This window comes from Pseudomonas sp. D1-1 (assembly GCF_051132225.1).
In the GTDB taxonomy this organism is placed as follows: Bacteria; Pseudomonadota; Gammaproteobacteria; order Pseudomonadales; family Pseudomonadaceae; genus Aquipseudomonas.
The window spans coordinates 2,387,381-2,408,660 of sequence record NZ_CP071676.1 but is presented as its reverse complement, the minus strand read 5'-3'; the positions used below and the strand labels follow the sequence as shown (position 1 = coordinate 2,408,660).

Sequence of the window (21,280 nt, the reverse complement as noted above, 5' to 3'; positions counted from 1 at the left end):
TCAAGCGTCCCAAGGGACCACCGCGTCAACGTCAATCGCGTAGCGTTCAATGGCCTCGGCACACACATTGGCATCGAGGCGCCCTGTGTGCACCAGTGCAGTCAGTGCAGTCAGTGCACTCAGGACAATCTGGTGGCGGTCCACTTCGAAGAACCTGCGCAGCTGACTGCGGGTATCGCTGCGGCCAAAGCCATCGGTGCCGAGTACCGTGTAACGGGCATCGAGATAACTGGCGATCAACTGCGGCAAGGCGCGAACGTAGTCGGTGCAGGCAATGATCGGCGCCGAGTCATTGAGCGACACCTGGACATGACTGCGGCGCGAAGGTTGTCCAGGGTGCAGTCGATTCCAGCGCTCCACTTCGCGCGCATCACGGGCCAACTCGGTGAAGCTGGTCACGCTCCAGACCTGGCTGTCGACACCCCAATCGCTGGCCAGCAACTCGGCGGCGGCAATCACTTCGCGCAGGATGGCGCCGGAGCCCAGCAACTGCACACGTCCACGCGCACCCTCGACTTCATGCCGGGCGAACCGATACATGCCCTTGATAATCGCCTGTTCGACGCCGTCAGGAAGGCTGGGCTGCGGGTAGTTCTCGTTCATCAGGGTGACGTAATAAAACTCGTCCACCTGACGCTCCAGCATCTGGCGCATGCCGTGATCCAGGATCACCGCGAACTCGCCGGCGAATGCCGGATCGTAAGCCCGGCAATTGGGGACCATCGCCGCCATCATATGACTGTTGCCGTCCTGGTGCTGCAGACCTTCACCGCCCAATGTCGTGCGGCCGGCGGTGGCCCCGAGCAGAAAACCGCGAGCCCGTTGATCCGCTGCGGCCCAGATCAGGTCACCAATGCGCTGGAAGCCGAACATCGAGTAATAGATGTAGAACGGCAGCATCGGCAAGCCATGCACCGAATAGCTGGTCGCTGCTGCAACCCAGGAACTGATCGCCCCTGCCTCGCTGATGCCCTCTTCGAGAATCTGGCCGTCCAGCGCTTCTCGATAGCTCAGGATCGAGGCGATGTCTTCCGGCTCATATCGCTGCCCCACGCTGGAGTAAATGCCGATCTGCTTGAACAGGCTGGCCATGCCGAACGTACGCGCTTCATCCGCCACGATCGGCACGATGCGCGGGCCCAGTTGTTTGTCCCGCAGCAAACCACTGAGCATTCGCACGAACGCCATGGTGGTAGACATCTCCTTGCCATCCGCAGCAATGGCAAACGTGCCATAGCTGCTGACGTCAGGCACCGCCAATGATTCGGCGATCGAAGGCCGCGATGGCATGTACCCGCCCAATGCACGGCGACGCTCATGCAGATAGCGCATTTCAGCGCTGTCTTCAGCAGGTTTGAAGAAGCTCAACGAGGCGGCCTGTTCATCGGTCAGCGGCAGGTTGAAACGATTGCGAAACGCGATCAGCGCCTCCCGATCGAGCTTCTTCTGCTGGTGCACGGTCATCCTGCCCTGCCCGGCATCGCCCATGCCGAAGCCCTTCTTGGTCTGCGCCAGAATCACAGTGGGCTTGTTGCCTTCGCGCAGTGCGCTTTGATAGGCGGCGAAGATCTTCACCATGTCGTGACCGCCCCGTTTCAGACGATCGATCTGCTCATCCGTCAGGCCGTGTGCCAGATGGGCCAATGCCTCGTTCTGGCCAAAGAAATGTTCCCGGTTAAAGCGTCCGTCTTTGGCCGCGAACGTCTGGAACTGCCCATCGACAGTGCTGGACAGCGCCTTGACCAGCGCGCCCTCTGTATCGCGCGCAAACAAACTGTCCCAGTCGGAACCCCAAACCAGTTTGATGACGTTCCAGCCTGCCCCACCAAACAACGCCTCCAACTCGTCGATGATGCGTCCATTGCCACGAACCGGCCCGTCCAGCCGTTGCAGGTTGCAATTGACCACCCAGACCAGATTATCCAGCCCTTCCCGGGTGGCCATCGTCAGCGCCGACATGCTTTCCGGCTCATCCATTTCGCCGTCGCCAAACACGCCCCAGACGGTTCGACCCGTGGTGTCTTGCAGGCCCCGGTGCTCCAGGTAACGCATGAAACGCGCCTGGTAGATCGAACTGATTGGACCAATGCCCATGGAGCCCGTCGGAAACTGCCAGAAATCCGGCATTAGCCAAGGATGCGGGTAACTCGACAACCCTCGGGCGCCCTTGGCGCGTGCGCCGATCTCTTGCCGATAATGCATTAGGTCCTTTTCTTCCAGGCGGCCCTCGAGGAACGCCCGGGCATAGACCCCTGGCGCCGAATGCGGTTGATAGAACACCAGATCGCCACCGCTGCTGTCGGTCCGCGCTTTGAAAAAATGATTGAAGCCCACTTCGAACAAGTCCGCCGCGCTGGCATAACTGGCGATATGTCCGCCCAATTCGCCATAAGCGTGGTTGGCCCTGGCAACCATCGCCAACGCGTTCCAGCGCATGATCGAGGCCAGCCTTTCTTCGATGGCCAGGTCCCCTGGAAATACCGGCTGGCGCTCGACACCGATGGTATTGATGTAGGGCGTGCCATGGCTGGGCCGCCAACCGATGTCCGAGGCGCTTGCCACAGTCATCAGCATGTCGAGGATCTGCTTGGCCTGAGCCGCGCCGCTATGGGCGATAACCGACAGCAAGGCGTCCCGCCATTCAACCACTTCTTGAGCATCTTCGCTGGCCTGGCCCGGCCATTGGGCATGAATATCGGACAGGTCGTTCATGGGCATATCCTGCAAATGTCGGGTAACGTTTCAAGGCGTGAATAGCTCAATCGGGCGAGTTTCTTGACCTGCTCTACCGCTTCAATCACGGAGCGCTCGGCCCAGCTGCCTTGCCCTATCTGGTAGATGCACGGATTGCCAATGGAAAGATCATTTAACAGAGACTCTTCCAGTTCACCGCAAACGAGAAAGCTGTAATCACACTTCGCAACTTGTCCTTCAACGCACCTTTGCGCCCCACTGCCCGAAGGCTCAACCTGTACCAGCGCGATATTGTCAAAACAGCTGAACCCATGGTGCATCAGGTCAATATGATCACTGTCCATTGCGGACACGATGACCACGATGCGCGTACAGCTCGAAGGCTCACGCATCCACTTCAGGGTTTTAGAACGACAGTCGGCAGATCGGCTCATGGATGTGGCCTTTCTATTTGGAGAATAAATTCAGGCGTGAATGTGATGACGTCTGCTAGCTGAAACAACGTTCCTGCAACCCGCTTTTCACCAGTGTCCGGGTCACCGATAAAATCTCTTCCACCTGTTTATCGATCGCTGCCTGGGAGGCTGCGTCTCCCAGCTTGAGGACACGCAGTGGGTGTCCACAGACTGATCCCAGCCAGGTCAGACGGGGTATCGGGGTGTCTTCGATATCCAATAAAAAACAACCTTTGGAGACACCATGCAGCAGTTGGCTGGCCCGACAGGTGCTAGCCGGCACCGGCTCTATCGAGTGAGCCCCAAACTGCAGCCAGTCGAGCATGAATGCCTTGGATTGCTGGACCACTAGATAGGCAACCTGGTCCCAGTCGTCGATCGCCATGTGCAACGAGTCAATCATGTACTTGGGCAACGCGGCGCTGGTCACGATGACAACGCCGGTATCCGCCAGGGGTTCTTTCACCCAGATTGCAGACTGCGATATCGCAAGCATGATGGTACTCCCGGTGTGATCCCTGAGCCTGGCTGACATTATTCCCTGTGGGAGCGAGCTCGCTCCCACAGATGACTCCAAAAGCAGCGCTACACTTAGCCGTTACGAAACAGGAAGCTGTAGGCGTTCAGCGCCGGCACCCCGCCCAGGTGCGCGTAAAGCACTTTCGAGCCTTCGGGGAATTCACCACGACGCACCATTTCAATCATGCCGTGCATCGATTTGCCTTCGTACACCGGATCGGTCAGCACGCCTTCAAGGCTGCCGCACAGACGGATGGCCTCCAAGGTGCCTTCGTTGGGCAAACCGTATTCGGGGTAGGCGAAACGCGTATCGAGCACCACGTCCTCCTCGGTAATCTCGCGTCCCAGATCCACCAGCTCAGCGGTGTGGCGGGCGATGCGCAGGATCTGTGCCTTGGTCTGTTCCGGCTTGGCCGAAGCATCAATGCCAATCACATTTTTTGAACGACCGTCAGCCGCGAAACCGACCACCATGCCCGCCTGCGTACTGCCGGTCACCGAGCAGACCACGATGTAGTCAAACTTGAAGCCCAGTTCTTTTTCCTGCTGCCGCACTTCTTCGGCAAAGCCGACAAAACCGAGGCCGCCATAAGGGTGCTCGGAACAACCCGCCGGAATCGGAAACGGTTTGCCGCCCTGCTCCACGACATCGCTCATGGCCTTTTCCCAACTTGGCCGAATGCCGATATCGAAGCCAGCTGCATCAAGCCGCACGTCAGCGCCCATGATTCGCGACATCTCGATGTTGCCTACCCGGTCATACACCGCATCGGAATAGTTCACCCAGTTTTCCTGCACCAACACGCACTTCATGCCCAAGTGGGCAGCGACTGCGGCAACCTGGCGGGTCTGGTTCGACTGAATGCCACCGATGGAGACCAGCGTATCGCAGCCCTGCTCGAGCGCTTCAGGAATGAGGTATTCGAGCTTGCGAGTCTTGTTCCCACCAAAGGCCAGGCCACTGTTGCAGTCTTCACGTTTGGCATACAGCTCGACCTTGCCCCCCAGATGTTTACTCAGGCGCTTCAAGGGCGTGATGGGCGAAGGACCGAAGGTCAATGGATAACGTTCAAAACGATTCAGGTTCATGACTCTGCTCCTTGATATTGGATATCCAAGCGCCAGACCGAAAGGAAAAAGGGCCGCATTGAAGGCTCTTTCAGGAGGGCTTCGATGAGTTCAATATTAAGAAGAATCGGAAAAATATGTGTTGCAAGTTTTTATCACTTGGCGAAAGATAATTTCCATCAGATGACACTTAACATACTTTTAATGTGTAGAAATCAATATGAAAGCAACAAATACTCACAAGAAGCCGGGCGTTTCAGCCCCAATGCCGCAGCCACTGGATCGAACCGACCGCGCCATTCTCAAGGCCCTGCAACGAGATGCCTCCATCTCCAATGTGACGCTTGCAGAGAAGGTGAAACTGAGCGCCCCTGCGTGCCTCAGGCGTGTCGAACGGCTCAAGCAGGCCGGCCTGATCAAGAACATCGTCGCACTGCTGGACAATGAAGCGTTGGATGCGGGGATGGTGGTACTGATCGGCGTAGTGCTGGACCGCTCCACACCGGAATCCTTCGCCGCATTCGAGGCAGCCGCCCAAAAAGTGTCCGGCTGCATGGAGTGCCATGTGGTGACGGGAGAGTTCGACTACTTCATGTTGCTGCGCACCAAGGACAGCAACAGTTTCAACCGGCTCCATGCGGAGCAATTGCTTTACTTGCCCGGGGTTCGCCAGATTCGCTCGTTCATGGGGTTACGCCAGGTCTTGTCGACAACGCACATCCCACTTTGAGGCGCAAATAAGCCCTGGCAGGTGTCGGTCTGCAATTCGTTGCCCCAGAAGGCAGCAGTAGGGGTATGACGTTTTTCTGAAGATTCTCAAGATCTGCGAGAGCCTGCTCTGGCGCCCTTCCTTCAGGCTTAGCCTGCGGAACTCCGCCCACTGATTGAACACCGCCTCGAAGGTGTGCTCCGCCGCAAAACGAACAGCACGACGCTGCTGCTTACGGTGCTCATGGGGTTAATGCCCTGGGCAACCAGGCGCGCGCATCGTCACGTCGTGTACGGGCTTCTTTGAACGAGATTTGTGGGTAACAACCCAAGGACATGCGCTTCTGCTTGCCTACCCAGTAGTAGCGGAAGAGCCAGACTTTTCCGCCTCTGGCCGTCACATTGAGCGTGAGACCATCACTGTCGCCGAGGGTGTAGTCATTACCGGTTATTCGGGCATGCCGAACTGTCATTTCTGAGAGTGCCATCGCGAGCTCCTGAACAGAGTCAGGGCCAGATGCTCATCTCGCTACGCAAACTGCTCCAGCAACAAACCGATTCAGTACGCGTCAGGATTCTGGACTCAATCCTGGACTTAAACGCACCGGATAGTGCTGGATTTCAGTGGTTCCCGCTGGAACGAAAAAAGGGCCTAAAGGCCCTGATTTCAATCACTTACAGAATTCAGTGGAACTCTGTAGCCCAATATTTGGAGCGGGAAACGAGACTCGAACTCGCGACCCCGACCTTGGCAAGGTCGTGCTCTACCAACTGAGCTATTCCCGCGTCTTGGTGTGGCGCATTCTATAGATTCATAACACGCCGTCAACCCTTTGATTCAAAAAAGTTTTATTTCGGATCAACGTCAGTCCGCAGGTGCGGCCAGGCGGCGCGCAGGTATTGGACCATCGACCACAATGTCAGGCCTGCGGACACCAGCAGCAATGCGTAACCCAACAGCACCCAGAAGCTGAAGTCCGAGGGGTTCGCCAGCAGAATAACCAAGGCAAGCATTTGGGCGGCGGTTTTCCATTTGCCCAGGTTCGATACCGCGACCTGGGCACGGGCGCCCAGTTCGGCCATCCATTCGCGGAGGGCCGATACGACTATTTCGCGTCCGATGATCACCGCTGCCGGCAAGGTCAGCCAGAGGTTGCCGTGCTCCTGCACCAGCAGCACCAGCGCCACCGCGACCATCAGCTTGTCGGCCACCGGGTCGAGGAACGCGCCGAACGGCGTGCTCTGCTCCAGGCGGCGGGCCAGGTAGCCGTCGAGCCAGTCTGTTGCGGCGGCGAAGGCGAAGACCGAGGCGGAAGCCACGTAGCTCCAGTGGTACGGCAAATAGAACAGCAATATGAAGATCGGGATGAGCAGGACGCGTAGAACGGTAATCAGGTTTGGGATATTCATCGGCACAACTGGCTACGAGGTTGACGGGCATTCTACTCGCTATGCAGGTTCGCATAAATCGACTCTGCGAGCTTTTTACTGATACCGGGTGCTTTGGCTATCTCTTCGATGCTGGCACGAGACAGCTCCTGCAAGCCACCAAAATGTTTCAACAGGTCGCGCCGGCGCGTCGGACCAACCCCTGCCACGCCTTCCAGCGTAGACGTACGGCGGGTCTTGCCTCGCCGGGCGCGGTGGCCGGTGATCGCGAAACGGTGGGCTTCGTCGCGGATCTGCTGGATCAGATGCAGCGCCGGCGAGTCTCCCTTCAGGGTGAATTCGTGGGCCGCGTCGTTCAGGTAAAGGGTCTCGAAACCGGCCTTGCGCGTGGCGCCCTTGGCAACCCCCAGCAGAATCAGATCCGGGACCGACAATTCATTGAGCACGTCGCGGGCCATGGACAACTGGCCCTTGCCACCGTCCACCAGCAGGATGTCCGGCAACTTGCCCTCGCCGTCCTTCAGCTTGCCGAAGCGCCGCATCAGCGCCTGGTGCATCGCCGCATAATCATCGCCCGGGGTAACGCCCTCGATGTTATAGCGTCGGTAATCGGACTTGATTGGCCCTTCCGGACCGAACACCACGCAAGAGGCTACCGTCGCCTCGCCGCTGGAGTGACTGATGTCGTAGCATTCCAGTCGCTGCGGTGGTTCATCCAGGTTGAGGACATCGGAAAGGGCTTCGAACCGCGCCGCCACATGCTGGCGGTTGGCCAAGCGCGCGCCTAGCGCCTGTTCGGCGTTGGTCACGGCCAGTTGCTGCCAGCGCGCCCGAGTGCCGCGCACACGGTGACTGATGGTCAGTTCGCGACCGCGGAGCTTTTCGATGGCCTCGATCAGGGTCGGGAAGTCTTCATGCACCACGTTGACAATCAACTCGCTGGGCAAATCGCGCTCCGGGCTGCTGACGTAGTACTGGCCGAGAAAAGCCGCCATGACTTCGGCCACGTCTTCCTCGATACCCACCTGGGGGAAGAAATTCTTGCTGCCCAAAACGCGACCGCCGCGCACGCTGATCAGGTGGACGCAGGCGCCGCCGGGGTTGATGAACGCCGCAACGACATCGACATCGCCGCTGCCGCCTTCCATGCTCTGCTGGTCCTGCACCCGGCGCAGCAGCCCGATCTGGTCGCGCAGCTCCGCGGCGCGTTCGAATTCGAGGTTGATCGATGCCTCTTCCATCGCTGCTGACAACTCGTCGGTCAGCGCATTGCTGCGCCCCTCCAGGAACATCACCGAGTGACGTACGTCTTCAGCGTAGATCTCGGGCTCGACAAGCCCGACGCACGGGGCCTTGCAGCGCTTGATCTGGTATTGCAGGCACGGCCGGGTGCGGTTCTTGTAGTAGCTGTCCTCGCACTGGCGAACGAAGAAGGTTTTCTGTAGCAGGCTCAGGCTTTCACGAATGGCCCCAGCGCTGGGGTAAGGACCGAAATACCGCCCCTTGGCCTTCTTGGCCCCGCGATGAATGCTCAGGCGCGGAAACGCTCCGTCCGACAGGAACACGTACGGGTAGGACTTGTCGTCGCGCAGCAGGATGTTATAGGGCGGGCGCCATTCCTTGATCAGCGTCTGCTCAAGCAGCAGTGCTTCCGTTTCGTTGGCCGTGATGGTCGTTTCGATCTGCGCGATGCGCCCCACCAGGGCCGCAGTCTTCGGCGCGAGGCCGGTCTTGCGGAAATAACTGGCCAGGCGCTTCTTGAGATTCTTGGCCTTGCCGACATAAAGCAGGCGCGCGTCGCTGTCGAACATGCGGTACACGCCAGGGCGACCGCTGCAGGTGGACAGAAAAGCGCTGGGATCAAACTGTTCGGTCATTTTCAGGCGCTGGCATCGACCATGCCGTGGCGCACCGCCAGCAGCGTCAACTCGACATCACTGCTGATCGAAAGCTTTTCGAAGATACGGTAACGGTAGGTATTGACGGTCTTGGGTGACAGGCAAAGCTTGTCGGAGATGATCTGGACCTTCTGGCAGCCGACGATCATCAGCGCGATCTGGATTTCCCGCTCGGACAACGCATCGAAGGGCGAGTCGTTGGTCGGCTGGAAAGACTTGATCGCCAGTTGCTGGGCGATCTGCGGGCTGATGTAGCGCTGGCCGGCAAACACCAGGCGAATGGCCTGGACCATCTCGTTCAAGCCGGCGCCCTTGGTCAGGTAACCCGCCGCGCCCGCTTGCAGCAGCCGCGTCGGAAACGGGTCTTCTTCACAGACGGTCACCGCGACAACCTTGATGTCCGGATGGCTGCGCAGCAGTTTACGCGTGGCTTCGAGGCCGCCGATGCCCGGCATCTTGACGTCCATCAGCACCACATCGGGTTTCAACTCCCGCGCCTTGATCAGGGATTCTTCCCCGGACTCGGCCTGGCCAACCACTTGCAGGCCATCGATGTCAGCCAGCATCCGTGTAATGCCCGTACGGACGAGATCATGGTCGTCGACCACTAACACCCTAATCAAGCAGACACCTCACGATTTGGTCTTGTATGGGTTGCCTCACACCTTAGCAAAAAGCATTCGGCAGACCTAGCGCAAAGGGGCAGATAAAAGTTACAACGCATCTTCATGAAATCCGACATCCGCAGCCTCAAGCGGCAACGTCCCGCTGCATTCTCAGGAAACATTCATCCTCGCCGACGACCCGCAGCCCCATGCGTTCGTAGAGCTGCCTGGCCGGATTATCCTTGAACACGGTCAGGCGCAACGCGGGGCGACGCTCCACCGCCACCATCCCCCAGACCTGTCCGATCGCCCAGGTTCCGGCCCCCTGCCCATGAAACGCCTTGTCAATCTGCAACTCCCGGATATACAGCGCACGGGCGTCGCGGCTGAGGCTGACGAAACCCAGCGCCTGGTCACCTCGATGGATAATCCAGTTCTGGCGAATCACCCAGGCCAGGTCAAACGCTTCGTCCTGCCACAGCAAATCATGACGCAGATAATAGGGAAGCATATTGCTGCACGTCAGTTGTCGGGCGAATTCGATATCATCGACTTCAGCCGAGCGCCATTCGAACATCATTTTAGACCTCGTCAAAGCGGCACCACCTGCCCTACCCAGCCGCTGCCCCGGGGACGAGCCATGACCAGAAGCTCGCCGACGCCTGGCGCAGCGGCAATCAGCGAACCATCGGCCGCCCAGATCGCGCTGCGACCGGCCGACTCCCACCCTCCGGTAGCGCCACCGTGATTGGCCATCAGGACCGTCATGGCGTGCTGTCGGGCGTAACCTTGCAGCAACGTCGTGTCCGCTACATAGCCTCCCTCGGTTATCAACACGCCGGCTGCATATAGCGTCGCGCCCTGCTCCGCAGCTGCCGCCGCATGGCTGGCCTGGGAAAAATCGGCGCACACCGCCAACGCCACGCGATCCGCGCCCATCGCCAGGATCGAACCGCCGTGACCGGGCGCGAAAGCGATTTCTTCTCCCGCGTGCAGATGCTGTTTGCTGTAGACCCCAAGGGAGCCATCCGCACCGAGCACCAATGCGCCGATCAGCACCGGGGCGTCGGTCGCGAGGCGAATCGGCATGCCGACCACCGCAGTCAGGCCGAGCTCCCGCGCCAGGTCGCGCAGCGGCTGCAACACAAAATCCTCCGGCAAGATAGCCAGTTCTGCGGCCAGCCCTCGCTCGTACCCGGTGAGCGACAGTTCTGGAAACACCAGCAACCCCACATTCCGATCGGCGGCGGACTCCATGAAGCGCTGATGATGGATAAGGTTGCCGGCAATGTCCCCCGGAATGGAAATCGATTGGGCGGCAGCAAAGGCTCGGCTCATGGTGCGTCCTTGATGGAGGGGACAAAGCGCTGAGTTTGTCACAAAGCCCGCCGGACTCAAGCGGCGTGGACGGCGTCATCAATCCGATAGGATTTTCTTATTGAACCGGCGCGCCTCGCTCTAGTAAGCTGCGGGTCATTCATCGGAGACAGACCATGTTCAACGCCCTTGCACAGCTTCACACCGCCAGCGCCCTGCGCTCGGTTGCGGCTGCCCGGGTGAACAGCGTCCAGACTCCGGTCAGCTTTTATTTTGGGTATTGGTTTAGCCACTGGCGCGCCTGATACCCAACCGGCGCCCCATTTCAAACGGGTCGCCTACCAGAGTTTTCCAAACCCCCGGTCGGCCTCCCGACCGGGGGTTTTGTTTTTCAGGCCCCACACAATTGCAGCACCAGACAACTTGAGGATCGAACCATGAACTACGCCACTTATTACCGTTACGACAGTTTTGCCGCCTGGCGATTTACCAGCCACCGCTCGGGACAGCCTGCCGCCTCCGATCGGTCACCTACCGGTGGCATGCCTTCATTGCCGGCCATCACGGCCAATTGTCGAACACCCCAATAGGGCCGGCGCGCGGGAACGAACCCGCTGCTCGCCCAGGAAGCCAGATCATGAATTCGTCCGTTTCTGCTTTGCCACTGTCCACCCTCACGCCTGCCAATGAAGCGCTGACCCTGCGTCTGCCAAGCGCTCTGCAGCTCAAACAGCAATTGCCGCTCGCCACTGCGCTGAGCCAACAGGTCGACACCCATCGCCAAGCGGTGCGTGCGATCCTCGACGGCGAGGACTCGCGCCTGCTGGTCATCGTTGGCCCCTGCTCGATCCACGATCCTGAGTCTGCGCTTGAATACGCCGCCAACCTGGCGCGCCTCGCCCGCGAAGTGAGCGACAGCATGCTGCTGGTCATGCGCGCCTATGTCGAAAAGCCGCGCACCACCGTCGGCTGGAAAGGCCTGGCCTACGACCCCGATCTGGACGGCAGTGACGACATGGCTGCCGGCTTGAACCTGTCCCGGGAACTGATGCGTGAGATGCTGCGACTCGGCCTGCCGATCGCCACTGAATTGCTGCAGCCCATGGCCGCTGGCTACTTCGACGACCTGCTCAGCTGGGTCGCCATCGGTGCCCGGACCACGGAATCGCAGATCCACCGGGAAATGGCCAGCGGCCTCGGCATGCCGGTCGGTTTCAAGAATGGCACGGACGGCGGGGTCGGCATCGCCTGCGACGCCATGCGCTCCGCCGCCCACCCTCACCGGCATTTCGGCGTCGACAGCCAGGGACACCCGGCGATCATCCAGACCCAGGGCAACCCCGACACTCACCTGGTGCTGCGCGGCGGCCATCGCGGGCCGAATTATGATCGCCAGAGCGTGGCGCAGATACACGACGACCTCACCCGCCTCAAAATCCCGGCCCGGATCATGGTCGATTGCAGCCATGCCAACAGCGGCAAGGACCCGTTGCGCCAGCCGCAGGTGTTCAATGACGTATTGGAACAGCGTCTGCTAGGAAACCGCGCCCTCATTGGCATGATGCTGGAAAGCCATCTGTTTGAGGGTTGCCAACCATTGGGGCCGACGATGCGCTACGGCGTGTCGGTGACCGATGGATGCCTTGGCTGGGAGGCCACCGAGCAACTGCTGCGCCAGGCCGATCTCTCGTTGCGATTGCAGGCCTGACGCACCCGACAGGCCCTCCGTGAAGGGAGGGCCTCGCTCAACCAGGCGCCCGGGTACGCACCTCGATAGTGATCTCCGCAGACCGCTGGCTGACATCGTCCAGTCGTTCCACCTGATAAAACAGTTGCACCGACCTGTTTCGCTGCTCCTGCCAATAGGCGGCCGGCACCTCGAAGACCAGCGGTTGGCCGACCATCGCCTCGGTGATTTCCCGCTCCTGCACATGGGTATAGGTCCCGTTGCATTGCAGGCCGACCCATTCGCCCGCCGCCAGTCCGGTGCCATCGATGACCACCGTCACCGGGCCTTGCAGCGTTTCGATATCGAGCCCTCCTTCGTTCAGCGCCGCGACCTGGGGCGCCTTCAGCGCAGGGCGCACCAAGGGGCCGATATGCACCGACAAAGACTCGGCCTGGCGTGCCGAGCGGCCGTGCCTGACAACATAGCCCAGGTTCAACCTGTGGCCGATATACGGGGCAATGTGCGAATAATCGACCCAGAATGACACTTCACGCCCCAATACATGTTCCTCGATGTGCAGCACGTCATGCCAAAGCGCCTTGGAATCCTGGCTGACACTCAAGGCCAGCCGATCACCGACCGCCATCCTCGAATAAGGCCGAATGGTCACCCGCGTTCCTTCCGGCACCCGGGCGGGATCGAGGCTGCCACCCACCGCATCATTGGCAATCGGCGGCAACAGCAGCTCGGGCCTGTCGCCGACTTCAAGCTGCAGGGCTTGCGACCCCAGCACGCCGGGGATCCATTTTCCGGCTACCTGGTAGGAGATCTCCAGCGATCCACCGTCGAGCTCGGCGATATGCGGTTCACGAACAACAAAAACCACGTCCCGTCCGACCTGCCGCTCGGTGATAAACCTGCTGGTTTCATGCCGGTAGGGGTCGCCTTCGTTATTGAGCCCATGCCAACGCAGCCGCACTTCATCACCACTCGTCATCGTCGGATACGGCTTGATCGTGATCACGGCCTTGTTCCAGGCCGGATCCACCACGCCTCCCTTGGCCTTCGCCAGGGAAGGCGCTGGCAGTCTTGCGCGGCATGGGTCGCTACTGTCCTGCGGCGATGGGTAAGTCTTCATTTTCACGTTCCAGTCCTTTGGAAAAGGCGCCGTGCACATCACGGCGCCGGTGAAGTCATTTGAACCCGCCCGCGGCAAATGCGCAGTCAGACAAGTCGACCATGATCGGTGGGCTGTTGCGCCTAGTGTTGTAGCTGCCAGCCGCGACGACTATCGGAAGTGTCCCGGCCTGCGGCATCGTCCGCCTACCAAGTGAATATTCCTGCTTTTTCTATTCCAGTTTCCCTGGCTTACCGCGGCTTGGTCCTACACCGCTCGCTTGTCGCCTGCATTAGAGTGGTGCCGGCAAATCCAGGTGAACCTCTTCGAAAAAGGTACGAACATGCAACGGAATGCAAACACTCACTTTCCTATCCTGCTGGTCCATGGGTTGTTCGGGTTCGACAAGATCGGCGCCTTCGGGCTCTTTGAGAACGTCAAACAGGCTTTGCGCACCGCCGGCGCGCGGGTCTTCATCCCGTATCTGTCGGCTACCCATTGCAATGAAGCCCGTGGTGAACAACTGCTGACGCAGATCGACCGGGTCCTGGAAGGAACCGGCTCCACCCGGGTCAACCTGATCGGGCATGGCCAAGGTGCGCTGGCGGCACGTTATGCCGGGGCAACCGCCCCCGAACGAGTCGCCTCGGTCACCTCGGTCAGCGGCCCCAACCAGGGCTCGGAACTGGCCGACTTCCTGCGCAAGGCCCTGACCCCCGGGCGATTGCCGGAGCATGTGGCGAACCGGGTCGCAACACTCTTCGCCGACTTCATCTCGGCACTCAGCGGCCAGGCTCGGCTTCCACAGAACGCCATCGCGGCGCTGGCGGCACTGACGACTGAAGGCGTGGGCGCGTTCAACGACCGATACCCCCAGGGCCTGCCCCGAAACTGGGGCGGCAACGGGCCGCAGCTGGTCAACGGCGTTCGCTACTACTCCTGGAGCGGCACGCTGCAAGACGCCCCTGGCGAAGCCTGCGGTGCAGCAGGTCCGCTGCATGATTTCTGCCGGGCCTTTTCCGAATACTTCATTACCGAAGCCGGACAGAACGATGGCATCGTCGGGCGCTTCAGTTCCCACCTGGGCAAGGTCATTCGCTCCGATTACCCACTGGACCACTTGCACGCCATCAATCACGCGAACGCCGGCGGGCACCGCAAGGGAACCGACCCGCTAGCGCTCTATATAAGGCACGCCGAGCGTTTGCGAATCGTCGGACTCTGATCGACACGTCGCATTTTTGACAACAAAGCCCTACTGATTCCGGTAGGCTGGACGTTTTGAAAACACTGAAGGAGATTTCCCATGGCCAAAGCCACTGCCCGCCACATCCTGGTATCCAGCGAAGACAAGTGCAACGAACTCAAGGCCCAGATCGAAGGCGGCGCTGATTTTGCCGAAGTCGCCAAGGCAAACTCCACTTGCCCGTCCAGCCGTCAGGGCGGTGACCTGGGCTCGTTCGGTCCAGGCCAGATGGTCAAGGAGTTCGACACCGTGGTGTTCAGCGCCCCGATCAATGTGGTCCAGGGCCCGGTCAAGACCCAGTTTGGCTATCACCTGCTGGAAGTCACCAGCCGCCAGGACTGATCCCGGTTTATCGACATGACGGCCCGCCCTTTGGTGGGCCGTCATGTTTGCGTGATGCGAGGGGCTGGCGATGAGCGCGCCGCTCGCGTACAAATCATGGTCATCGATCACCCGGCTCTAAGGCTGACAATGCGACTGGCGTTTCCCTCCTGGCTACTCACTGCCGTGGTCCTGCTGACAGGCGCCGCAGGTGTGAGCGCCGCCCCCCAACATGCCCTGACTGTTTATGGCGAGCCGGCCAAATACGCCGAAGGCTTCGGCCACTTTGCCTATGCCAATCCCCAGGCCCCCAAGGGCGGCACGATGCGCCGCTCGGCCATCGAGATCGGTCATTTCGACCATATCCTGCCCTATATCGACAAAGGCATCGGTGTCAGCCAGGTCGACGGCATGCTCTATTCGCCGCTGGCCCAGCGTTCGCTGGACGAGCCCTACACCGTCTACGGCCTGGTGGCCGAGAAAATGGAGCGTGCCGAGGATGGTCTGTCGCTGCGCTTCTACCTGAACGCCAAAGCCCGCTTCGCCGACGGCAAGCCCATTACCGCCGAGGACGTGCGCTACAGCTTCGAGCTGCTGATGACCCAGGGCAGCCTGCGCTACCGCACACAGTTCGCCGCAGTCAAAGGCGTCGTGGTGGAATCGCCTCGCAGCGTTCGTTTTGATTTCAAGAACAACGAAAACCGCACGCTACCATTGGATATTGCCACCCTGCCGGTGTTTCCCGAGCATTGGTGGAAAACCCGCGACTTCGCCAATGGCGGCGGCTACGAAGCCCCGCTGGGCAGTGGTCCGTACCGGGTGAGCAAAGTCGACTCGGGTCGCAGCATCACTTTCGAACGCAATGCAGACTGGTGGGGCAAGGATCTGCCGGTCAGTCGCGGCTTGTATAATTTCGACCATTTCAGCATTGAATATTTCGGCGATACCGATGTGGCCCGACAGGTCCTGCGTGGCGGCGCCTACGACTACAACCGCGAGTTTTCCGCGACCGGTTTTGCCATCGGCTACGACAGCCCGGCCCTGCGCGACGGTCGCCTGCAAAAGGCCCACCTCGCCACCGAAGCGCCGCAGCCGGCACAGGGCTTCGTGTTCAACCTGCAACGCCCGCAGTTCCAGGACCGCCGCGTACGCCAGGCGCTGGCCATGCTCTGGGATTTCGAATGGAGCAATCGCCAGATGATGCGCAATGCCTATGTGCGTCAGCAGAGTTTCTTTTCCAACACCGACCTCGCCGCCCGGCAACTCCCCGATGCGGCGGAACTGGCGATCCTCGAACCGTTGCGCGGCAAAGTCCCGGATGAGGTGTTCACGCAGGTATTCGAGGCGCCGAAAACCGACGGCAGCGGCGTGATCCGTGACAAACAGCTGCAAGCCCTGGCGCTGCTCGAACAGGCCGGCTGGAAGCCTCACGGCGACCGGCTGGTGAATGCCGAAGGCGAGCCCCTGAGCTTCACGTTCTTGAATACCCAGAACGGTATCGACCGTCTGTTGCTGCCCTACAAGCGGACCCTGGCGCAGATCGGTATCGACATGAGCATCCGGCGCATCGACTCATCCCAGTACGTCAATCGGCTGATGAGTCGCGACTACGACATGATCATCACCGGTTACCCCGTGAGCACCTCGCCCGGCATGGAACTCTACAATTATTTCGGCTCGGCGGCCGCCAATGATCCGGGCGCAAACAACTACATGGCCCTGCAGAACCCAGCCGTGGATGCCCTCATCGACGGCCTGGTCAAGGCCACCACCCAAAGCGACATGCTCCGCCATGCCCACGCCCTGGACCGGGTACTGCAATGGAATTACTACTGGATCCCCAACTATTACCCACCCGGCAGCTCGACCGTGTGGTGGAATCGCTTCGGCATGCCGAAGGTCCAGGCCAGCAATGACGAAGCCATCGAAAGCTGGTGGGAAGTCAGCACCACGCCGTTGACCAACGAACAGATGACCGCCGAACGCATCAAGCGCAGCGCACCCGGAGGACATCACTGATGTGGGCTTATATTGCACGGCGCCTGCTGCTGATCATCCCGACGCTGGTGATCATTCTGCTGGTGAACTTCGTGATCGTGCAGGCGGCACCGGGCGGGCCGGTCGAACAGGCCATCGCCCACCTGCAGGGTATCGGCGGCGCCAGCGTCGGCAGTTCGGGCAATGCCATGGCCGGCAGCTCGCGCGCCAGCCGTGGCCTGGACCCGCAACTGATCAAGGACATCGAGAAACAGTACGGTTTCGACAAGCCCGCCCACGAACGCCTGTGGCTGATGCTCACCAGCTATGCCCGCCTGGATTTCGGCAAGAGCTTTTTCCGCGGCGCCACGGTCACCGACCTGATCCTGGAAAAGATGCCGGTGACCATTTCCCTCGGGCTCTGGGCGACGCTGATCACTTACCTGGTGTCGATTCCGCTGGGCATTCGCAAGGCCGTGCACCACGGTTCGGCATTCGACGTGTGGAGCAGCACCGCGATCATCATCGGCTATGCGATGCCGGCGTTCCTGTTCGCCATGTTCCTGATCGTCATGTTCGCCGGCGGCACCTCGCTCAACTGGTTCCCCGTGCGCGGACTGGTGTCGGACAACTTCGAATCACTATCGACGCTGGGCAAGATCGCCGATTACTTCTGGCATTTGGTGCTGCCCGTCACGTCGCTGGTCATCGGCGGCTTTGCCACCCTGACGATCCTGACCAAAAATTCGTTTCTCAACGAAATCACCCGTCAATACGTGGTGACGGCCCGGGCCAAAGGCATGAGCGAACGGCGCGTGTTGTACGGCCACGTGTTTCGCAACGCGATGCTGCTGGTGGTCTCGGGCATTCCCCAGGCATTCATCGGCGTGTTCTTCGCCGGCTCGTTGCTGATCGAGGTCATTTTCTCCCTCGATGGCCTGGGGCGCATGAGTTATGAAGCCGCCGTGTCCCGAGACTATCCGGTGGTGTTCGGCTCGCTGTTCATCTTCACCCTGTTCGGCCTGCTGATAAAGCTCATCGGTGACCTCTGCTACACCCTGGTGGACCCGCGTATCGACTTCGCCGCGAGGAACGCCTGATGTTCAAGTTCTCGCCCTTGGGCCAGCGGCGTTTCGAGCGTTTCAAGAAAAACCGTCGTGGCTGGTGGTCGCTGTGGCTGTTCATCGGCCTGTTCGCCCTGACCCTGGGCGGTGAACTGATCGCCAACGACAAGCCATGGGTGGTGAGCTATCAGGGCTCGCTGTACTTCCCGGTTTTCAAGCGCTACACCGAGCAGGAATTTGGCGGTCAGTTGCCGTTCCAGGCCGACTATCGCAGCAACTATGTACAGAACCTGATTCACCAGGATGGCGGCTGGCTGCTCTTCCCGCCCATTCCTTTCAGCGACGACACGCCCAACTACGACCTCAACCAGCCGGCGCCAAGCCCGCCGTCGACGGTCAACTGGCTGGGCACCGATGATCAGGCCCGTGATGTGCTCGCGCGGGTGATCTTCGGCGCGCGGGTGTCGATCCTGTTCGCCCTGGCCTTGACCGCCATCAGTGCGCTGATCGGAATTACCGCCGGCGCCTTGCAGGGCTATTACGGCGGCTGGGTGGATCTGCTCGGGCAACGGTTGCTGGAAGTCTGGTCCGGGTTGCCGGTGCTCTATCTGCTGATCATCCTGTCCGGTTTCGTGGAACCGAATTTCTGGTGGCTGCTGGGGATCATGGCGCTGTTCTCCTGGCTGGCGCTGGTGGACGTGGTGCGCGCCGAGTTCTTGCGCGGGCGCAACCTGGAGTACGTGAAAGCGGCACGGGCCTTGGGCCTGACCGACCGCAAGGTGATCGTGCGACACATCCTGCCCAACGCCATGAACGCGACCTTGAGTTACCTGCCGTTCATCCTCACCGGCGCGATATCCACGCTGACGGCCCTGGACTTTCTCGGCTTCGGCATGCCGGCCGGCAGCGCGTCCCTGGGTGAGTTGATCGCCCAGGGCAAACAGAACCTGCAAGCGCCGTGGCTGGGATTGACGGCGTTCTTCACCCTGGCACTGATTCTGTCGCTGCTGGTGTTCATTGGCGAGGCGTTGCGCGACGCCTTTGATCCCCGGTCTTGAAGCGGAGCTTTTAGATGAGCGACAACCTGATCGAAATCCGCAACCTGAACGTCGCCTTCAACGACCAGCCGGTAGTGCGCGACCTGTGCCTGGATATCCGCCCTGGCGAATGCCTGGCCCTGGTGGGCGAATCCGGCTCAGGCAAGTCGGTGACGGCTCACTCGATTCTGCAATTGCTGACCGACAGCGGCGCACGCACCACCGGCAGCATTCGCTATCGAGACCAGGAACTGGTGGGCGCCGAGGCCAAGACCTTGCGTGAGTTGCGCGGCAATCGGATCGCAATGATTTTCCAGGAGCCGATGACGTCGCTGAATCCATTGCACAGCGTCGAAAAACAGATTGGCGAGACATTGATGCTGCACAGGGGACTGGGCGGCAAAGCGGCGCGCCAGCGGATCCTGGAACTGCTCGACCTGGTGGGTATCCAGAACCCGGCCGAACGGCTCAAGGCCTATCCCCACCAACTATCGGGCGGTCAGCGCCAGCGGGTCATGATCGCCATGGCCCTGGCCTGCGAACCGGAGTTGCTGATTGCCGACGAGCCAACCACCGCCCTGGACGTGACGGTGCAACGCAAGATCCTCCTGCTGCTCAAGTCATTGCAGCAGCGGCTCGGCATGTCCCTGCTGCTGATCAGCCATGACCTCAACCTGGTGCGCAGCATCGCCCAGCGGGTGTGCGTGATGAAGGCGGGAGAAATCGTCGAGCAGGCGCCTTGCGAAACGTTGTTCAGCGCACCGCAACACCCCTACAGCTGCGAACTGCTGCACGCCGAGCCGGAAGGCGAAGCCCTGCCCCGGGACGAGCGCGAAGACGTGTTGCAGGTTGAGGATTTGCGGGTCAGCTTCCCCAACGGTGGCGGGCTGTTGCGGCGCAAGCAATACCTGCGCGCCGTGGATGGCATCAGCCTGAGCATCCAGCGCGGCAAGACCCTGGGCATTGTTGGCGAATCCGGTTCCGGCAAGTCCACGCTCGGCCAGGCGATCCTGCGGTTGATCGAATCCGAAGGCAGCATCCGTTTTAGCGGCGCAGCCCTTGATCAGCTGTCGCAGAAAGAACTGCGGCCCTGGCGCAAGCAGATGCAGATCGTCTTCCAGGACCCGTTTGGCAGCCTCAGCCCGCGAATGTCGGTGCAGCAGATCATCAGCGAAGGCCTGGAGGTCCACAGCAGGTCCAGCGCCGAGCAATGCGAAGCCCAGGTGATCCAGGCGCTCAAGGAAGTCGGCCTCGACCCGCAGAGCCGGCATCGTTACCCGCACGAGTTTTCCGGCGGCCAGCGCCAGCGCATCGCCATCGCCCGGGCGCTGGTGCTCAAGCCCGCGCTGATCCTGCTGGACGAACCAACTTCGGCGCTGGATCGCACGGTGCAGAAACAAGTGGTCGCCCTGCTCCGCCAGCTCCAGGAAAAACACGGCCTGACCTACCTGTTCATCAGCCACGACCTGGCGGTCGTGCGAGCCCTGGCCCATGACATGATCGTGATCAAGGACGGCAAGGTCGTCGAGCAAGGCGCCAGCCACGACGTATTCGACTCGCCCCGACACCCTTATACCCGGGAGCTGCTGGCGGCGGCCCATCCGGGATAAGCCTGGCCCGGTCAGGCTTCGCGGCGCTGGTCCAGGGTCTGGGCGAATTCGCCCATGACTTCCACAACCTGCTTCGCGCCCCGGTGGATGTCGAGGATGACGGTGCCGGCCTGGTTCGCCAGCTTCACGCCTTGCTCGGCCTTGGCGGTACTCGATTGCATGCTGCCCACCGCCTGCCTGGCCAGGTCGCGGTTCTTGCCGACCACTTCGGTAATGGCAACGGTCGCCTGGCTGGTACGCCGGGCCAGATTGCGCACTTCATCGGCAACCACCGCGAAGCCGCGACCCTGCTCACCGGCACGAGCGGCCTCGATGGCCGCATTGAGCGCAAGCAGGTTGGTCTGTTCGGCGATTCCCCGGATGGCATCGACAATGTTGCCGATCTCTTCGGACTGCGCGCTGAGGGCGCTGATCCCGGTAGCGACCTGTTGCAGTTCATCGGCGATGCTTTGCACTACGGTCACGGTCTGCTGCACGACGGCGGTGCCCAACTGGGTGTGCTCATCCGTCTGCCGGGACGTCTCGAAGGCCAACTGCGCCGCCTTTGATTCGGTCTGGCGTTGCTCGACTTCACGCGTGCTGTCGG

At 60.7% G+C, this 21,280-nt stretch carries 20 protein-coding genes, 1 tRNA gene and 2 pseudogenes; 10 read left to right on the top strand and 13 right to left on the bottom strand.

The window, feature by feature from the left end:
- The 4 genes from mdeB to J3P86_RS11005 form a co-directional block, all read right to left on the bottom strand.
- Positions 1-2,718: an alpha-ketoglutarate dehydrogenase gene (mdeB, locus tag J3P86_RS11020; RefSeq protein WP_434700210.1), complete on the bottom strand. Its 2,718-nt coding sequence runs from the start codon at positions 2,716-2,718 to the stop codon at positions 1-3.
- On the bottom strand, positions 2,709-3,128 hold the full coding sequence (locus tag J3P86_RS11015; RefSeq protein WP_434700209.1) for a hypothetical protein: 420 nt from the start codon (positions 3,126-3,128) through the stop codon (positions 2,709-2,711). The genes mdeB and J3P86_RS11015 overlap by 10 nt, the downstream gene beginning before the upstream one ends.
- A 55-nt stretch (positions 3,129-3,183) precedes the next feature.
- Positions 3,184-3,645, bottom strand: coding sequence for a transketolase (locus tag J3P86_RS11010; RefSeq protein WP_434700208.1), 462 nt, complete (start codon positions 3,643-3,645; stop codon positions 3,184-3,186).
- 95 nt (positions 3,646-3,740) lie between these two features.
- Positions 3,741-4,757 (bottom strand): 1-aminocyclopropane-1-carboxylate deaminase, encoded by a 1,017-nt coding sequence (locus J3P86_RS11005; RefSeq protein ID WP_434559471.1) that lies wholly within the window; start codon positions 4,755-4,757, stop codon positions 3,741-3,743.
- A 199-nt stretch (positions 4,758-4,956) separates the two neighbouring features.
- Between J3P86_RS11005 and J3P86_RS11000 the strand changes: the two genes are divergently transcribed.
- Positions 4,957-5,466 (top strand): Lrp/AsnC family transcriptional regulator, encoded by a 510-nt coding sequence (locus J3P86_RS11000; protein WP_434559473.1) that lies wholly within the window; start codon positions 4,957-4,959, stop codon positions 5,464-5,466.
- A 60-nt stretch (positions 5,467-5,526) separates the two neighbouring features.
- Here J3P86_RS11000 and J3P86_RS10995 read toward each other — a convergent pair.
- The 7 genes and pseudogenes from J3P86_RS10995 to J3P86_RS10965 form a co-directional block, all read right to left on the bottom strand.
- Positions 5,527-5,932: pseudogene (locus tag J3P86_RS10995) on the bottom strand (integrase arm-type DNA-binding domain-containing protein); the annotation flags it as partial.
- Between the two features lie 222 nt (positions 5,933-6,154).
- Positions 6,155-6,230: transfer RNA gene (locus tag J3P86_RS10990), tRNA-Gly, on the bottom strand.
- A 63-nt stretch (positions 6,231-6,293) separates the two neighbouring features.
- The gene (gene pgsA / locus J3P86_RS10985; RefSeq protein WP_030141409.1) at positions 6,294-6,854 is read right to left on the bottom strand and encodes a CDP-diacylglycerol--glycerol-3-phosphate 3-phosphatidyltransferase; all 561 of its coding nucleotides are present in this window, start codon (positions 6,852-6,854) and stop codon (positions 6,294-6,296) included.
- Positions 6,855-6,886: 32 nt separating this feature from the next.
- Positions 6,887-8,710 carry an excinuclease ABC subunit UvrC gene (gene uvrC, locus J3P86_RS10980; protein ID WP_434700207.1) on the bottom strand — a complete coding sequence of 608 codons (1,824 nt, stop codon included), beginning with the start codon at positions 8,708-8,710 and terminating at the stop codon, positions 6,887-6,889.
- A gap of 2 nt (positions 8,711-8,712) precedes the next feature.
- Positions 8,713-9,354, bottom strand: coding sequence for a response regulator transcription factor GacA (gacA, locus tag J3P86_RS10975; RefSeq protein ID WP_003200277.1), 642 nt, complete (start codon positions 9,352-9,354; stop codon positions 8,713-8,715).
- A 127-nt stretch (positions 9,355-9,481) separates the two neighbouring features.
- A complete protein-coding gene (locus tag J3P86_RS10970; RefSeq protein WP_434624399.1) occupies positions 9,482-9,916 on the bottom strand; it encodes a GNAT family N-acetyltransferase in 435 nt (144 codons plus the stop codon).
- 11 nt (positions 9,917-9,927) lie between these two features.
- The gene (locus tag J3P86_RS10965; protein WP_434624401.1) at positions 9,928-10,674 is read right to left on the bottom strand and encodes a carbon-nitrogen hydrolase family protein; all 747 of its coding nucleotides are present in this window, start codon (positions 10,672-10,674) and stop codon (positions 9,928-9,930) included.
- 155 nt (positions 10,675-10,829) lie between these two features.
- On the opposite strand from J3P86_RS10965, the gene J3P86_RS10960 reads away from it, so the two are divergent.
- The 3 genes from J3P86_RS10960 to J3P86_RS10950 all read left to right on the top strand — a co-directional run bounded on the left by J3P86_RS10960 (position 10,830) and on the right by J3P86_RS10950 (position 12,361).
- Positions 10,830-10,958: a hypothetical protein gene (locus J3P86_RS10960; protein ID WP_434624403.1), complete on the top strand. Its 129-nt coding sequence runs from the start codon at positions 10,830-10,832 to the stop codon at positions 10,956-10,958.
- A 132-nt stretch (positions 10,959-11,090) separates the two neighbouring features.
- Entirely contained in the window at positions 11,091-11,243 is a 153-nt protein-coding gene (locus J3P86_RS10955) for a hypothetical protein (protein WP_434700206.1), read from the top strand.
- 47 nt (positions 11,244-11,290) lie between these two features.
- The gene (locus tag J3P86_RS10950; protein WP_434700205.1) at positions 11,291-12,361 is read left to right on the top strand and encodes a 3-deoxy-7-phosphoheptulonate synthase; all 1,071 of its coding nucleotides are present in this window, start codon (positions 11,291-11,293) and stop codon (positions 12,359-12,361) included.
- Between the two features lie 37 nt (positions 12,362-12,398).
- Here the strand turns inward: J3P86_RS10950 and J3P86_RS10945 are convergent, their stop codons facing one another.
- The gene (locus J3P86_RS10945; protein ID WP_434700204.1) at positions 12,399-13,370 is read right to left on the bottom strand and encodes a hypothetical protein; all 972 of its coding nucleotides are present in this window, start codon (positions 13,368-13,370) and stop codon (positions 12,399-12,401) included.
- A gap of 412 nt (positions 13,371-13,782) precedes the next feature.
- Here J3P86_RS10945 and J3P86_RS10940 point away from each other — a divergent pair, with 412 nt between their 5' ends.
- The 6 genes from J3P86_RS10940 to J3P86_RS10915 all read left to right on the top strand — a co-directional run bounded on the left by J3P86_RS10940 (position 13,783) and on the right by J3P86_RS10915 (position 20,694).
- The gene (locus J3P86_RS10940; RefSeq protein ID WP_434700203.1) at positions 13,783-14,664 is read left to right on the top strand and encodes an esterase/lipase family protein; all 882 of its coding nucleotides are present in this window, start codon (positions 13,783-13,785) and stop codon (positions 14,662-14,664) included.
- A gap of 81 nt (positions 14,665-14,745) precedes the next feature.
- On the top strand, positions 14,746-15,027 hold the full coding sequence (locus J3P86_RS10935) for a peptidylprolyl isomerase (protein WP_007912303.1): 282 nt from the start codon (positions 14,746-14,748) through the stop codon (positions 15,025-15,027).
- Positions 15,028-15,156: 129 nt separating this feature from the next.
- On the top strand, positions 15,157-17,025 hold the full coding sequence (locus J3P86_RS10930; RefSeq protein WP_434700626.1) for an extracellular solute-binding protein: 1,869 nt from the start codon (positions 15,157-15,159) through the stop codon (positions 17,023-17,025).
- Positions 17,025-18,083 carry a microcin C ABC transporter permease YejB gene (locus J3P86_RS10925; RefSeq protein WP_434700202.1) on the top strand — a complete coding sequence of 353 codons (1,059 nt, stop codon included), beginning with the start codon at positions 17,025-17,027 and terminating at the stop codon, positions 18,081-18,083. The genes J3P86_RS10930 and J3P86_RS10925 overlap by 1 nt, the downstream gene beginning before the upstream one ends.
- Positions 18,083-19,105 carry an ABC transporter permease gene (locus J3P86_RS10920; RefSeq protein WP_434700201.1) on the top strand — a complete coding sequence of 341 codons (1,023 nt, stop codon included), beginning with the start codon at positions 18,083-18,085 and terminating at the stop codon, positions 19,103-19,105. The genes J3P86_RS10925 and J3P86_RS10920 overlap by 1 nt, the downstream gene beginning before the upstream one ends.
- 14 nt (positions 19,106-19,119) lie before the next feature.
- Positions 19,120-20,694: an ABC transporter ATP-binding protein gene (locus tag J3P86_RS10915; protein WP_434700200.1), complete on the top strand. Its 1,575-nt coding sequence runs from the start codon at positions 19,120-19,122 to the stop codon at positions 20,692-20,694.
- Positions 20,695-20,705: 11 nt separating this feature from the next.
- On the opposite strand, the pseudogene J3P86_RS10910 reads toward J3P86_RS10915, so the two are convergent.
- Positions 20,706-21,077 (bottom strand): annotated as a pseudogene (locus J3P86_RS10910) (methyl-accepting chemotaxis protein); the annotation flags it as partial.
- Between the last annotated feature and the right edge of the window lie 203 nt (positions 21,078-21,280).